Below are 14442 nucleotides of genomic sequence, written 5' to 3' on the forward strand. Positions count from 1 at the left end.
GCTCCGACGTTAAGCCGAATTGGTGACACCCACAGTCCTGGATAGCCGCCATTTTCGGGCGTACCGTCCGACCCATGCCTCGCCCAGTGCACTTCGAGATCCACGCCTCGGACCCAGCGCGCGCCCAGGCGTTCTACGAATCGACGTTCGGGTGGAAGTTCCAGAAGTACGGCGACATGGACTACTGGACCATCACCACCGGCGACGAGGGCGACGGGATCAACGGCGGCCTCACAGTCCGCCGAGGCCCGGACCCGGCCCCGGACGCCCCGGTCAACGCCTCACCGCTGACGATCGCGGTGGACGACATCGACGCCTACACGGCAGCGGCAGAACGCGCGGGCGGCACAGTGGCGCTGCCGAAGGACACGGTGCCGGGCGTGGGCAAACTCGCGTACTACAAGGACACCGAGGGCAACATCTTCGGCATCATCCAGCCGGCCCCGAGGACCTGACCTCCGGACCAACACCGGGACCAACACCACCGCACAAGCCGCGCCCCGGCCCACCCAGCCCCAATGGCACCGGCGCAAACGGAGCCCTCGCCCTCACCGGGACGGGCACCTACGGGGCCCCCGGCCTCACCAGAACCACAACGGCACCGGCACCAACCGGGCCCGGCCCCAACCCGGCCCCAACGGAACCGGGACAAACCGGGCCCCCGGCCTCACCGGAACCACAACGGCACCCGAGCCCACAGCCCTTCCAAACCCCACCCCCCAACCGGACCCCGACTTCCAGCGCTCGTCATGCCCGCCACCCCTTGTCAAGGCATCTTTCCCGCCTTGACAAGGGGTGGCGGGCATGGACACACTCGCGCGGCGGGGTCAGCCCCTGGGACCGCCCCTCACCGCCCCCCGACAGCAAAGACCAGGAACCGCGGATACGTGATCCGCCGAAACCCCTGCGCATCCCGCACAGCGGCCTCGTACCGCCGCCCAGCCCGCTCGGCATCCGACTGAGCCTTGATCAACACCGGAGCGTGCCTGCTCCGCTCCTGGGAAGCCTGCGCCACCAGAGCCCGCTGCTCCAGGTCCAACGCCGCCAGGTCATGACTGAGCCGCTGGTTCAGCAACGTCTTCTTGGCCTGGATGGTCGCCTGCGCCTGCTGCTCAGCCGTCCCCAACTGCAACAGCTGAGCCCGGAACCGAGCCTCGATCACCTTCATCTGCCCCTCGGGCAACGTGATCGGCTGCGACCGCCGGGCGTGGCGCTCCTGCTCCCGACGCCACTCCTCCAACCGGTTCGCCTTCACCTCACCGATCCCCGGCACCCGCACGGAGTAGCCGGACGTCAGGTGGAACTGCGCGATCTTGTTCTGGAACTGCCCGTTGACCATGAACCCGACGCCGGAGAAGTCGGCCGCCGTCACGATGCCCGCCTCGCGCAGGTTGCCGACGAGCTTCCCCCCGATGCCGTCGATCCCGCTCTCCGCGATCAGGATCCTCTCCAGCTTGGACCGGACGTGCTCGGCCTGCGCCGCCAGCAGCGCCTGGGCCAGTTCCTGGCGGAGCTGGTTCGCGGTGCCGGTGCGCTCCGTCGCGAGCATCGCCAGGTACCGCGAGTGCTCCTGGTTGACGACCGCCAGTTCGCTGCCGTGCGTGGCCTGGATGGTCTGCCTGCGCTTGCGGCCGTCCTCGGTGATCCGCTTCGCCGCGTCGTCGAGCTGCTCCGCGCGCTTGGTGGCGCCCGCCAGCGCCTGGTTGGCCGAGACCTGGTCCTGCCGGGTCCTGTCGCGGTGGGTCCGCGCCTCCCGCGCGGCCTTGGCCTCCGCCCGGCGCAGGTACAGCACGGCCAGGTCCGCGCACCACAGCACACCGCCGAACACCGCGAGCCCGCCCGCGACGGCCGGACCGACCAGCGCGAGCGCGCCCAGCACCACCACCCCGACCAGAACGGCCGCCAGCAGCACGGTCGCGCCGACCAGACCGGGCCCGCGGCCGGCGAAGCGCCGCTCCACCACCGGTTCCACGTCCGCGACGTGGTCGGCCATCCACGCGGGCAGACCCGCGATGGTGGGCTGGTTGAACGAGTGCCGGGTCCTGGGCGTCTCGACCGTGATGGGCTTCAGCTCCGGCAGCAGCGTCGGCGGGATCGCCACGAGCGCCTGCACCTGCTCCACCAGCAGCCGCACGTCCGGGGAGACGTGGTTGAGCAGGATGGAGAACCTGCTGGACGTCGTGGGTTCGGTGAAGTCGTCCTCGGCGAGCAGCAGGTACTCGCCGCCCTCCTCGCGGAGCTGGTGCCACAGCGCGGGTTCCGCCGCGAGCGCCACCAGCGACAGGTAGATCACCCACGCGGAGAACCGGTCCATCGTCGGGTCGAAGTCCGCCTGCGACCGCGACGGCGACTGGTAGTTCCGGTGCCCCACCTCGGTGGCACCGGCCCCCGCCAGCGCGGGGACGTACATCCCGTCGTAGTCGACCAGCCGCAGCGAGCCGTCCCCGACGACGAGCAGGTTGCCGTGCTGGAGGTCGCCGTGCGCGATGCCCGCGTGCTCCAGCTCCGCCACCAGCTCGGCGAACCGCTGCGCCACCCTGGCGACGGCGGGCGAGTCGTCGACGTGCTCGTCGAGCCACCGGGTGAGGCTCGTGGCCTCCACCCAGTCCATCTTGAGGATCGGGTAGCGGCGGCCCTCCACCATGATCCCGTGCGGCAGGTAGGTGAACCCCACCTTCCAGCGGTGGTCGAGCCGGGCCAGGTGGTCGCTGACCGCGCGGTAGCGAACCTCCTGGTCGGAGACCTCCCTGGTGAAGCACTTGATCGCGTAGCGGCGCCCGTTCGCGGCCGTCACCGAGAACACGCTGGCGAAGTTGCCCGAGATGGCCCTCGGGCGGTGCAGCTTGTCCAGCTCGACGCGGGCGCCCTTCAGCTCGGGGTCGTCGAAGCACAGCGCCGTGTTCTGCAACGCCTCCACGTACGCCGCACCGGACGGGAACCTCGCGGTCGCCACGGGCCTACCCCAGGTCGACGTGCACGAGCGTCACGTCGTCGTTCTTCATCCGGCCACCCGCGCGCTCGGCGGCAACCCACTCGGCGAACTCCTCGGCGCTGCCCGCCGCGCTCAGGTCCCGCAGGACCTCCCACGGGCAGTCCTCCTGCTCCACCTCGGTCAGGAACCAGTGCGCGAGCGCGTCCGTGCCGAGGAAGAACTGGTCGCCCTCCTGGTAGTCGCCGCCCGCGAGGCCCGTCCGCGACGCGATCAGCTCGTCGTCGCGGTTGCGGCTGTTCAGCAGCGCGGGCGACGTGCCGAGCGCGATGGCGGTGTCGACCGGGAACGCCCGCAGCATGCTGTCCGCGCGCACTTGGAACAGGCAGCTGTCACCGAGCGCGGCGGCGTGCCACAGCCCGACGTCGGTCAGGTGGAACGCGAGCAGCGTCGCGTACGCGCCCCGCTCCAGGCCCGGCTGCTCGTACCACTTGATGGGCCGGGCGGTCTCCTCGCGTTCGGCGACGTAGGCCGCGAGCCAGACGTCCCAGTCGTCGACGGCGCCCAGCACCACGCGGGCGAACCCGGCCTCGCTGTGCAGCACCTCGGGCTTCGCCCGCACCGCCTCCACCGTCGAGTCCACCAGCACCCGCGCCCACGGGCGCGCCAGCAGGCTCTCCGACGCGCCGTCCGCCACCGCGACCGACACGGGCCCGTCCGTCGGCTCGTCCGACGCGATCACGGGCACCACGACGGCCGCGTCCTCGCACTCCTCCGCCGTGGCCCCGTCCTTGGGGACGGACAGCGTCGAAACGTAGGCCCACATCGGCGTCAGCGCAGGTCGGTGGCGCGAGTACCGATGTCGAGGAACTGCACGATCGACGCGATGTCGGCGTTGTAGACGAACCCGCGCGTCGCGTCGCTGACCGAGAAGCCCTGCGTGGCGGCGTAGGACCGCATGTCCGTCGGCAGCACGCTGGACATGCCGAACAGCGTCTTCGAGTACGCGTCCGGCAGGTTCGTGTCGGTGTCGGGGAACGTCACCGGCTCCGCGTCACCGGCCGACACGTGCAGGTTGAACAGCAGCGCTGCGCCGTCCGCGCTGGCGTGCGCCCTGATCCCGGAGGCGGGACCGTCCGGGTCGCCGTCGGTCGCCTCGCCGTCGGTCAGGTTCAGCACGATCGGCGGGAAGCAGCCGGGGTGGTCCACCAGCCACTTCGACACGATCGACTCCGCGTACTGGAGCGCCCGCCCCATCGGCGTGCCCGCGTTCGCCACCGGGTCCATCCAGACGGGGAACCGGGTCGTCGTCTCGACCAGCCCGCCCGCGCCGTCCGGCACCTTCTTGACCCGCTCCTCGACCCGCGCGGGGTTGTCGGCCACCTCGCTCAACGGCACCAGGTCCCGCCCCGCGAGCGCACCCGCGTACGCCGAGCCGACCGTGCTGCCGTAGCCGATGACGGCGACGTGGAAGTAGTCGCGCACGCCCTCTTCCTTGGCGCACTTGACGGACAGCTCGGTCAGCAGCCGGTTGATCGCGTCCGCGACCACGTCCGCCTTGCGCTGGGGGCTGTCACCGCCGATGGGGTCGTTCATGGACGCGGACTGGTCCACGAGGAACACGAAGCAGGTCGGGTTGACCCTGCTGATCTCGGCTGAATACGCCACTCGAGGTACCTCCGGAGTCGACCGCGGCCATGACGGAACCCACCGTAGTCCGTGTGCGCTCAGCAGTTGTGGCCGCTTCGTCCGCGATCGGGCTGGATGACGGGTTCTCGCACGTCGTGCCAGGTCTCGGAGCACGTGGTCACGCACCCCTGAGTCCGATGTGGGCACTCACGGTGACCTACGGTGGCTTCGGTTTTCCGTTGTCGGACCTGCTGCGGGGGTGTCATGGGCAAGAACGGTTTGTCGCTGGAGGAGATCGAGGGCGTGTCGTGGGGCGCGGTTCCGGCCGATGCCACGGGGTTGGTGGAGACGGTGTACCGGTTGAGGCGCAAGCCTCTCGACACGCTCCAGCCAGGGGACCTGCGCGTGTTGCTGGGGCAGCAGGAGGGTTTGGCCGTGCTGGTGCCTCGGGCGCTTGCGCTGCTGGAGGGGAATCCGCTGCTGGAGGGCGACTACTACCCCGGTGATGTGCTGGTGGCGGTGCTGCGTCTGCCTGGGGCGTACTGGTCGGCCAATCCGGGGCAGCGCGAGGCCGTGGAGCGGATCCTGGCCGGGCTCGACGGTGGTGGAGCTGTGAAGGATGGTGTTGAGGCGTTTCGGAGGGCGACTTCCGGGATGTGTTGAGTGCCTGAGTCAGTAGGTCCGCTCAGACCGGTAGGTCCGACGGGTCCGGCAGGTCCGGCAGGTCCGGCAGGTCCGCGAGCCTGGTGGGTCCGGTGGCGGTCGGGCAGGTTCAGCCCGTTGGAGGCGGGCAGCACCCCACGAGCCGAGGAAGCGAATCGTGGGGCGCTGCGCCTTCATCCCGGCGTAAGCCGGGAAGTTGGGGGTGCCCTGTGTGGTCGGGCTGCTTGGCAGAGCGGGGGTCCGGCACGTTAGAGGCGGTCCGACGGGTCCAGCGCACAGGCAGGTCCGGCAGGTCCGGCGAAGCAGAACCCAGCCCGACCGCACGTCCAGCCTGACTGCGGGTCCGACCCGGCGTGACCGCAGGTCCGGCGTGACCGCAGGTCCGGCCTGGGCTCAGGCCCGGCGGGTCCGGCCTGGGCTCAGGCCCGGCGGGTCCGGTCCGGCCGCAGGTCCACCGGACCGTATGGCCGCGTGTCCAGCGGGTCCGGCCTGGCCGTAGGTCCAGCGGGTCCGGTCCGGCCGAAGGTCCGGTCCGGCCGAACGGCCGCAGGGACAGCCTGACCGCAAGTCCAGGCCGGCCTCAGGGACAGCCTGACCGCAAGTCCAGTCCGGCCGCAGGTTCGGCCTGGCCGCGGGTCCAGCGGGCCGGTGTGACCGCAGGTCCGCCCTCGGCTCAGGCCCAGCGGGTCCGGTCCGCCCGCAGATCCGGCCGGACCGTCCAACCGCAGGTCTGGCGAGTCCGGTGCGGCCGCAGGTCCAACCTGACTGCGGGTCTGGCGGGTCAAAGTCCGGCCGCAGGGTCGGCCGGACCATCGAACCGCAGGTCTGGAGGGGCAAGTCCGGCCGCAGGCTCGGCCTGGCCGCAGGCTCGGCCTGGCCGCAGGCTCGGCCTGCGGGTCCAGTCGTGGGTCCTGCCGGGCCGTGCAGCTGCGGGTCCAGCAGGTCCGGACGGCAGCGGGTCCAGCAGGTCCGGACGGCAGCGGGTCCGGTTCGGGCCGGGCCGGGCGTGAGTTCAGTGGGCGGTGGTTGGTTTGGTGCAGGCTGACAGCGCCCCACGAGCCGAGGAAGCGAGTCGCGGGGCGCTGCGCCGTTGGCCCGGCCTGTGGCCGGGAGCTCTGGTTACTTGACGCCCGCGGCGTCCATGCCTCTCAGTTCCTTCTTGAGGTCCTGGATCTCGTCGCGGAGGCGGCCCGCCAGTTCGAACTGGAGGTCGCGGGCGGCGGCCATCATCTGGTCGGTCAGCTGTTGGACCAAGTCGGCCAGTTCGGAGCGGGCCATGCCCGAGCGGTCCTTGTCGGCGAGGACGCCGGAGCTGCGCCCTCCGCCCGCCTCGCCGGTGGAGCGCTTGCCGCGGGAGGCGTTGCGGCCCGAACCGCCGACCTCGATGGCGTCCTCGGCCTCGGCGTAGACCTGTTCGAGGATGTCGGTGATCTTCTTGCGCAGCGGCTGCGGGTCGAGGCCGCGTTCGGTGTTGTAGGCGATCTGCTTGGCGCGCCTGCGGTTGGTCTCGTCGATGGCGTGGCGCATCGAGTCGGTGACGCGGTCGGCGTACATGTGGACCTGGCCGGAGACGTTTCGGGCCGCACGGCCGATCGTCTGGATGAGGCTGGTGCCGGAGCGGAGGAAGCCCTCCTTGTCGGCGTCGAGGATCGCCACCAGGGACACCTCGGGGAGGTCGAGGCCCTCCCTGAGGAGGTTGATGCCGATCAGGACGTCGTAGTCGCCCAGCCGGAGCTGCCGGAGCAGCTCGATGCGGCGGAGGGTGTCGACCTCGGAGTGCAGGTAGCGGACCCGGATGCCGAGTTCCAGCAGGTAGTCGGTGAGGTCCTCGGACATCTTCTTGGTCAGGGTGGTGACCAGCACCCGCTCGTCGCGTTCGGCGCGGCTGCGGATCTCGTGGACGAGGTCGTCGATCTGGCCCTCGGTGGGCTTGACGATGACCTCGGGGTCGATCAGGCCGGTCGGGCGGATGACCTGCTCGACGAACTCGCCGCCGGCCTGGCCGATCTCGTACGGGCCGGGCGTGGCCGACAGGTACACCGTCTGGCCGATGCGGTCGGCGAACTCCTCCCACGTCAGCGGGCGGTTGTCCAGCGCGCTGGGCAGGCGGAAGCCGTGCTCGACCAGGTTGCGCTTGCGGGACGCGTCGCCCTCGTACATGCCGCCGATCTGCGGCACCGTCACGTGCGACTCGTCGACCACCAGCAGGAAGTCGTCCGGGAAGTAGTCGATCAACGTCGCCGGGGCCGAGCCCGCCGGACGGTCGTCGATGTGGCGCGAGTAGTTCTCGATGCCGTTGCAGAACCCGACCTGGCGCATCATCTCCAGGTCGTAGCTGGTGCGCATCCGCAGCCGCTGGGCTTCGAGGAGCTTGCCCTGGCGCTCCATCTTCTCCAGCGACTCCGCCAGCTCGCGCTCGATGTCGCCGATCGCCCGCTCCATGCGCTCCGCGCCCGCCACGTAGTGGGTGGCGGGGAAGATCCGCAGGTCGTCGACCTCGCGGACCACGTCGCCGGTCAACGGGTGCAGGTAGTACAGCTTGTCGATCTCGTCGCCGAAGAACTCGACCCGGATGGCCAGCTCCTCGTACGCCGGGATGATCTCCACCGTGTCGCCGCGCACCCGGAAGGTGCCGCGGGCGAACGCGATGTCGTTGCGGGTGTACTGGACGTCGACCAGTGCGCGCAGGAACAGGTCGCGGTCGACCTCCCCGCCGACGGCCAGCGAGATCGACCTGTCCAGGTACGACTGCGGGGTGCCGAGGCCGTAGATGCACGACACCGAGGCGACCACGATCACGTCGCGCCTGGTCAGCAGGCTCATCGTGGCCGCGTGGCGGAGCCGCTCGACGTCGTCGTTCACCGAGGAGTCCTTCTCGATGTACGTGTCCGTCTGCGGGATGTACGCCTCGGGCTGGTAGTAGTCGTAGTAGCTGACGAAGTACTCGACCGCGTTGTCCGGGAAGAAGCTCTTCAGCTCGTTCGCCAGCTGCGCGGCGAGCGTCTTGTTGGGCGCCATGACCAGCGTCGGCCGCTGCACCTTCTCGATCAGCCACGCCGTCGTGGCGGACTTGCCGGTGCCGGTGGCACCGAGCAGCACGACGTCCTTCTCGCCGCGGCGGATGCGGCGTTCCAGGTCGGCGATCGCCGCGGGCTGGTCACCCGCGGGCTCGTAGTCGGCGACCATGCGGAACTGCCCGTCGGTGCGGGGGATGTCGCCGACGGGCCGGAACTGCGAGTGCGCCTTGGGGGTCGCGTCCTCAGCGGGGATCTCGGTAGGGAATGCCACAGCACGAAGGTACGCCTGGGGTCCGACAATTTCTGATCGGCGCTGGTCAAGCCCCCTTTAGCAGTTGCAGTCGCACCCGCAGCAGTCGCCGTCGCAGCAGCACGCGTCGCCGCAGTTGCAGTCGCAGTTGCACCAGGCGTCGTGCCACGTGCCCTTCCACGGGCCGGGGTACGGGTCGCGGCAGCAGTACTGGCAGGTCCCGCACTGGTAGAGCACCGCGACGCAGCCCGCCGCGACGCCGCGGCCGCGCGGCGGGTCGACGCGCGGCGGCCACGCCCACAGGAACCGGCCGGGACCGGGATCCTTCGGGTGCTTGCGGCCCTTCTTCCCCGGCGGCGGGGGCGGACCGGGCGGCGTGCCGCCACCGGGCGCGCCGGGCGGCGGCACGGGTGGCGGGGCGTACTGGCCGTAGGTGTTCTCCTGGCCCGGCGGGGGCTGGTGGGGCGGCGGGTACATGCCGGGCGCGGGCTGCCAGCCGGGCGGCGGAGGCGGCTGGTGGGCGTGCGGGTCGCCGAACGTGCGCCCGATCGCGGTCCTCAGCTCGTGCACGAACAGCGCGTGCACCAGCCGGTCGTCGGTGAACGTCGCCTCGCGCAGCGCGAGCTTGATGCCGAGCGCCGCGTCGTCGCACAGCCGTCGGGCCTCGGCGAGGTCCGTGCCGGTGGCCGTCAGCGGGTTCCACGCGCCGGACGCGCGGTCGGCCTCCAGGTCCTCCACGGCGTCGAGGAGGTGGGCGAGCCGTCCGAAGAGCCTGCCGACCTCGCGCAGCGGGGCCACGTTGCCGGGACGGCCCGCGAGCACGGCGGTCTGCGCGCACGCCTCGCCGGTGGCGGTCTCGGTCGGCTCGGTGACGAGCAGGACCGAGCTGCCCGCACCCGCGGCCGCCTCGACCTCCTCCTGCCTGCGCACGGCCTCGACCAGCACGGACGTGTCGAACCCGAGGTCGGCACCGGTCTCGGCGGCCTGGTCGGCCCACCGGGACGCGACCCTGCGGCCCACCCCCCTGGCGGCGCGGCGGGCGAACACGCCGTCGCCGTCCTCGATGTGGTCGCGCACCTTCGTCGAGGCGAGGACGAGCGAGACCGTCGCGGCCAGCCGGGCGCCCCGGCCGTGCGACACGTCGGCCGACCTCATGCCCCGCAGCGGGCACGGACCGGCGGCCCTGCGGCCGGTCCCCGCCGGGGACTGGGCCTCGACCATGGCCGAGATCGCCAGGCCGTCGTAGTTGGTGACGACCCTCGCGAGCTGCCCGTGGTCGTCCCGGAGGGCGAGGCAGAGCCCGCACAGGTGGGCGAGCCAGGCCTCGCTCAGCTCAGGGCCGAGGCGGTTGCGGCAGGGGCGGATGATCCCGAACATGCGCGGATCTTAGACAGCGGATTCAACCGAATGTAGCAATATGGGTAGACCGTTGGACTCGGCAAGATAACGGGATGCACACGCAGGAGGCCGCCCCCGTGGCGCACATCCACCCGCCCAAGATCGAGTACTTCGACCTGGACGCGAAGAGCAACACCGATCCCAAGGGCCACCTGCGGGGGGTGGAGGAGTACCGCACCGCGCCGCACGGGCTGTACATGTTCCGGCCGGTGCTCGGCCACCCGGAGCTGTCGCACTTCGAGTCGTGGCTGCTGCCCTCGTTCGGGCTCCGCGTCACCCGCCAGTCGTGGCACCCCGGTCACGAACGCGACTACGACCTGTACGTGGACGTCGTGGAGATCACCTCCAGCGGCACGGTGTGGAAGACGGTCGACCTCTACCTCGACCTGATCGTGCGGACCGGCCGCGGCGTGACCGTCCTGGACACCGACGAGCTGCTCGCCGCTTTGGCGGCGGGCCTGGTCCAGGCCCCGCGCGCGCAGTGGGCGCTGGAGACGGCCTACCGCGCCGTCGCGGGCATCTCCTCCCACGGGTTCGACGCGATCCGCTGGCTGGCGGCGCAGGGAGCAGTCACGACCTGGCGACGCCGGTAGTACTGACAGTGTTTTGATACCCCAATCCGTGATGTAACAAATCGACCCGGAGGGTTACCGAACGCACACTTAGGGCTACCCTCGGGTCGCGTGGGAGCGGTCATCACACCTCAGCTGGTCGACACGGTCGACACCGTAAGCGCTGTTCGCAGCTACTCCTCCGGGATGTCGCGACACCTGACGACCTGCGAGGTCGAGCGGTGGGGACTGCGGATGGAGTGCCCGACCCCGGAGGACCCGTTCTCCGATTCGGAGATCACGTGGCTGATCCCGGAACTGGGTCTGCGGCTCACGCACCACCGCCCTCGGTCGCGGCACGCGCGCCGGGCACCGAGCGTGCTCACGGCGGTCCGCGTGGAGCGCGACGGCCGGTCGTGGCGCACGACGGACCTGCTGCTCGGCCTCTCCGTCCCCGGCGGCACCACCGCCCGGATCGTGCGCTCCGAGGAGTTCGCCGCCGCCGTCGCGGGCCGCGTCCTGCGCCCCGGTGACGCCGACCTGGCGCTGCGGACCGTGCACCGCACGCTGGAGGAGATCAGCCTGCACCGCCACGACATGACGTCGTGGCTGATGCACCGCGGCCTCTACGAGGTCTGGCCGCCGCTGTAGCCCATCCGCTCGGAGGCCGCCGCCATCCACGGCTCCTTGGCCTCCGCGTAGTTCTCCCACGTGTCGTCCGAGGCGAACTCGGCCGACAGCGCCAGCTTCAACGCCTGGTAGTCCGCCACCTCGGCGGGGTTGGCCAGCAGCCAGTCCCGGAACCGCAGCGCCCACTCCCACGCCGGCCCGCCCTTCACCCGGACGTGCAGGTTGACGAGCCTCGACGGGTCCGCTCCCGCGTGGAACCGCTTCCGCCACGGCTCCTGGTCGGCGCCCTCGGGCTTCGGCACGTCCTCGGCGTCCTTGCGCACCAGCGGGAAGCCCGCGTCACCCAGCCGGTCGGCCAGCTCGTCGGCCGCCGCCAGGGACGGGACGCCCAACTGGAGGTCGATCACGTCCTTCGCGGCCAGGCCCGGCACGGCGGTCGAGCCGATGTGCTCGACGGTCAGCCCTCCCGCGGCGAGGCCGATCCGGGCGGCGATCCGCCGCGCCTGGAGCGGCCAGGTGTCGTCGTGCGGGACGACCTGGGGACGACCGGACACGCGGCGGTGGAGGCGGACGTTCGCCTCGAACGGGACCAGGCGGTCGGCCCAGAGCGCGTCCACGGCCGCGAGGACCAGGTCGGGGGTGCCGGAGTTGTCCAGCCACACGTCCGCCACCGCCCGCCGCTGGTCGTCGGTGGCCTGCGCGGCGATGCGGTTGCGGGCGTCCTGCTCGGCCATGCCGCGGGCACCCACCAGCCTGCGGACGCGCTCCTCCTCGCCCGCGTGGACGATCAGCACCAGGTGGTAGGCGGGGGCCATGCCGTTCTCGACCAGCAGCGGAACGTCGTGGACGACGACCGCGTCCGGTGCCGCTCCCGCGATCAGTTCGGCGGTCCTGGCACCCACCAGGGGGTGAACGATGCCGTTCAGGGTCTTGCGGGCGGTGTCGTCGGTGAAGACCCTCGCCGCCAGGGCACCCCGGTTCAGGGCTCCGTGCTCGTCCAGGACGTCCGCGCCGAACGCCTCGACGATCCCGGCGAGCCCCTCGGTGCCCGGCTCCACCACCTCGCGGGCCAGCTTGTCGGAGTCGATGAGCACGGCCCCGTGCTCCTGGAGCCTCCTGGCCACCGTCGACTTGCCCGATCCGATTCCCCCGGAGAGCCCCACGCGCAACATGGGGCCAGTCTTTCAGGAGATCGGCTGCGTCATCGACTGGACGGCGAACCCGGTGAGGACCTGACCGAGCTGCTCGGCCGGGAGGAGGTCCGCCCGCGCCCTGACCACGAAGGTGGACTTGCCGATGGAGCCGATGAGGAGCAGTTCCTGGGGACTGGTCAGCAGGGTGCCGCGCTGCTTGGCGACGGGGACGTCGGCGACCGCGGCACCCGCCTGGCGCTCGGCCTCCACGCTCTCGGTGACCCGCTGCTGCGCCGAGACGTCGTCGGCGTAGGTGGAGACGCCGATGACCAGGAGCGCGTCGGACAGCGGTTTGCCCGCCGGGATGCCGTGGTAGCAGTCGATCTTCCCGGTGCGGGCGATCGACGGCTCCGCGATGCCGATGATCTCCGTCGGCTTGGGGAGTTCCCGGCCGAGCGCCTGGGCGACCTGTTCGACCGGGACGATCAACTCGCAGTCGTCCGGCAGGGGCCGGTCGGCCATCACCGGGGTTCGGGTCACCGAAGTGGGTGCCACGATCGTGGGGATCTGCGGGGGTGGCGCGGCGGGGCGCTTCGGTGTCGCGCACGCCGCCAAAGCCAAGGCGCACAAGGCCATCACCGAACCCACCGTCAGCTTCTGGAACCGGACGCCAGCCATAGGAGACCGAACCTAGTAGGCCGGACGGTCGAATCCAAGCGGCGTGCCGGGTGCGACGCGGTCGTGTTTCGGTCGACCGGATCGGGTGGAGCGAACGGCGGGTTCGCAGCGGTCGGTGGTCGGGTCGACCCCGACTTCCACACCACGGCGGCACGGCGTCCGGGAACGGCGAAGCCCCGCACCACCGTGAGTGGTGCGGGGCTTCGTCAGTGGGTCTCAGCTAGCCGATCCCGAGGGATCAGGCGCCACCCGACAGCTTCTCGCGCAGCAGCGCGAGCTGCTCGTCGCTGGCGAGGGTGCCACCGGACTGGGCCGGGGCGCCGGTGCTGGACGCGGCGGCCGGAGCGTCGCCACCCGAGGAGTAGTTGGTCTCCCCAGCGGCCTCTTCCTCGGCGGCAGCGGCCTTCGCGACCTGCTTCATGTGGGCCTCGTAACGGGTGTGGGCCTCAGCGTACTGACGCTCCCACTCCTCACGCTGCTTGTCGAAGCCTTCCTGCCACTCCTGGCTCTCGACGTCGAAGCCCTCGGGGTAGATGTAGTTGCCCTCGGCGTCGTACTCGGCGGCCATGCCGTACTGCGTCGGGTCGAACTCGGAGTCGACCGTGAAGCCCTCGTTCGCCTGCTTCAGCGAGAGGGAGATGCGGCGGCGGTCCAGGTCGATGTCGATGACCTTGACCATGACGTCGTCGCCGACCTGCACGACCTGCTCCGGGATCTCGACGTGGCGCTCGGCCAGCTCGGAGATGTGCACCAGGCCCTCGATGCCCTCGTCCACGCGGACGAACGCGCCGAACGGAACCAGCTTCGTGACCTTGCCGGGCACGATCTGGCCGATGGCGTGCGTGCGGGCGAACTGGCGCCACGGGTCTTCCTGCGTCGCCTTGAGCGACAGCGACACGCGCTCGCGCTCCATGTCGACGTCGAGGACCTCGACGGTGACCTCCTGGCCGACCTCGACAACCTCGGACGGGTGGTCGATGTGCTTCCAGGACAGCTCCGAGACGTGCACCAGGCCGTCGACGCCACCCAGGTCCACGAAGGCACCGAAGTTGACGATCGAGGACACGACGCCCTTGCGGACCTGGCCCTTCTGCAGCTGGTTGAGGAACTCGCTGCGGACCTCGGACTGGGTCTGCTCCAGCCACGCACGGCGGGACAGGACCACGTTGTTGCGGTTCTTGTCCAGCTCGATGATCTTGGCCTCGAGCTCACGGCCGACGTACGGCTGGAGGTCGCGGACGCGACGCATCTCGACGAGCGAGGCGGGGAGGAAGCCGCGGAGACCGATGTCGAGGATGAGACCACCCTTGACGACCTCGATGACGGTGCCCTTGACGGGCTCGTCCTTCTCCTTGAGGGCCTCGATGGTGCCCCACGCCCGCTCGTACTGAGCGCGCTTCTTGGAGAGGATCAGGCGGCCTTCCTTGTCCTCCTTCTGGAGAACAAGGGCCTCGACCTCGTCACCGACGCTGACAACCTCGGCGGGATCGACGTCGTGCTTGATCGACAGTTCACGCGAGGGGATGACGCCCTCGGTCTTGTAGCCGATGTCGAGCAGGACCTC

At 70.8% G+C, this 14442-nt stretch carries 12 protein-coding genes; 4 read left to right on the forward strand and 8 right to left on the reverse strand.

Annotated elements, in window-relative coordinates; translation table 11 throughout:
- Window positions 1-74: 74 nt before the first annotated feature.
- A complete protein-coding gene (locus tag AC156L_RS21755; RefSeq protein WP_330878100.1) occupies window positions 75-455 on the forward strand; it encodes a VOC family protein in 381 nt (126 codons plus the stop codon).
- A gap of 392 nt (window positions 456-847) precedes the next feature.
- Here AC156L_RS21755 and AC156L_RS21760 read toward each other — a convergent pair whose 3' ends face one another.
- The 3 genes from AC156L_RS21760 to AC156L_RS21770 are packed head-to-tail and all read right to left on the reverse strand — an operon-like array spanning window position 848 to window position 4597.
- The gene (locus AC156L_RS21760) at window positions 848-2953 is read right to left on the reverse strand and encodes a protein kinase domain-containing protein (RefSeq protein ID WP_330878099.1); all 2106 of its coding nucleotides are present in this window, start codon (window positions 2951-2953) and stop codon (window positions 848-850) included.
- Window positions 2954-2957: 4 nt separating this feature from the next.
- Entirely contained in the window at window positions 2958-3755 is a 798-nt protein-coding gene (locus AC156L_RS21765; protein ID WP_330878098.1) for a hypothetical protein, read from the reverse strand.
- Window positions 3756-3760: 5 nt separating this feature from the next.
- Window positions 3761-4597 carry a vWA domain-containing protein gene (locus AC156L_RS21770; RefSeq protein ID WP_330878097.1) on the reverse strand — a complete coding sequence of 279 codons (837 nt, stop codon included), beginning with the start codon at window positions 4595-4597 and terminating at the stop codon, window positions 3761-3763.
- A gap of 225 nt (window positions 4598-4822) precedes the next feature.
- On the opposite strand from AC156L_RS21770, the gene AC156L_RS21775 reads away from it, so the two are divergent.
- Window positions 4823-5221: a contact-dependent growth inhibition system immunity protein gene (locus tag AC156L_RS21775; RefSeq protein ID WP_330878096.1), complete on the forward strand. Its 399-nt coding sequence runs from the start codon at window positions 4823-4825 to the stop codon at window positions 5219-5221.
- 1119 nt (window positions 5222-6340) lie between these two features.
- Here the strand turns inward: AC156L_RS21775 and uvrB are convergent.
- Together uvrB and AC156L_RS21785 are read right to left on the reverse strand one after the other, a co-directional pair.
- On the reverse strand, window positions 6341-8509 hold the full coding sequence (gene uvrB, locus AC156L_RS21780) for an excinuclease ABC subunit UvrB (protein ID WP_484407208.1): 2169 nt from the start codon (window positions 8507-8509) through the stop codon (window positions 6341-6343).
- 57 nt (window positions 8510-8566) lie between these two features.
- Window positions 8567-9865, reverse strand: a complete 1299-nt coding sequence (locus tag AC156L_RS21785; RefSeq protein ID WP_330878094.1) for a DUF5685 family protein — start codon at window positions 9863-9865, stop codon at window positions 8567-8569.
- Between the two features lie 74 nt (window positions 9866-9939).
- Between AC156L_RS21785 and AC156L_RS21790 the strand changes: the two genes are divergently transcribed.
- The gene (locus AC156L_RS21790) at window positions 9940-10479 is read left to right on the forward strand and encodes a ribonuclease FAU-1 family protein (RefSeq protein ID WP_330878093.1); all 540 of its coding nucleotides are present in this window, start codon (window positions 9940-9942) and stop codon (window positions 10477-10479) included.
- 165 nt (window positions 10480-10644) lie between these two features.
- Window positions 10645-11088, forward strand: a complete 444-nt coding sequence (locus AC156L_RS21795) for a ribonuclease FAU-1 family protein (RefSeq protein ID WP_330878092.1) — start codon at window positions 10645-10647, stop codon at window positions 11086-11088.
- Here AC156L_RS21795 and coaE read toward each other — a convergent pair.
- From coaE to rpsA, 3 genes are all read right to left on the reverse strand, one after another.
- Window positions 11064-12239: a dephospho-CoA kinase gene (coaE, locus tag AC156L_RS21800; protein ID WP_330878091.1), complete on the reverse strand. Its 1176-nt coding sequence runs from the start codon at window positions 12237-12239 to the stop codon at window positions 11064-11066. The genes AC156L_RS21795 and coaE overlap by 25 nt on opposite strands.
- A 12-nt stretch (window positions 12240-12251) precedes the next feature.
- Entirely contained in the window at window positions 12252-12755 is a 504-nt protein-coding gene (locus AC156L_RS21805) for a hypothetical protein (RefSeq protein ID WP_330878090.1), read from the reverse strand.
- A gap of 361 nt (window positions 12756-13116) precedes the next feature.
- Window positions 13117-14442, reverse strand: a 1326-nt coding sequence (rpsA, locus tag AC156L_RS21810) for a 30S ribosomal protein S1 (protein ID WP_484407210.1), incomplete at its 5' end; no start/stop codon positions are given.

The organism is Umezawaea sp. (genome assembly GCF_057122925.1).

Bases quoted from the DNA above. Each gene is read 5' to 3' on its own strand.
- coaE (WP_330878091.1), bottom strand. From the start codon at position 12,239: ATGTTGCGCGTGGGGCTCTCCGGGGGAATCGGATCGGGCAAGTCGACG.
- AC156L_RS21795 (WP_330878092.1), top strand. From the start codon at position 10,645: ATGTCGCGACACCTGACGACCTGCGAGGTCGAGCGGTGGGGACTGCGG.
- AC156L_RS21765 (WP_330878098.1), bottom strand. From the start codon at position 3,755: ATGTGGGCCTACGTTTCGACGCTGTCCGTCCCCAAGGACGGGGCCACG.
- AC156L_RS21755 (WP_330878100.1), top strand. From the start codon at position 75: ATGCCTCGCCCAGTGCACTTCGAGATCCACGCCTCGGACCCAGCGCGC.
- AC156L_RS21785 (WP_330878094.1), bottom strand. From the start codon at position 9,865: ATGTTCGGGATCATCCGCCCCTGCCGCAACCGCCTCGGCCCTGAGCTG.
- AC156L_RS21790 (WP_330878093.1), top strand. From the start codon at position 9,940: ATGCACACGCAGGAGGCCGCCCCCGTGGCGCACATCCACCCGCCCAAG.
- AC156L_RS21775 (WP_330878096.1), top strand. From the start codon at position 4,823: ATGGGCAAGAACGGTTTGTCGCTGGAGGAGATCGAGGGCGTGTCGTGG.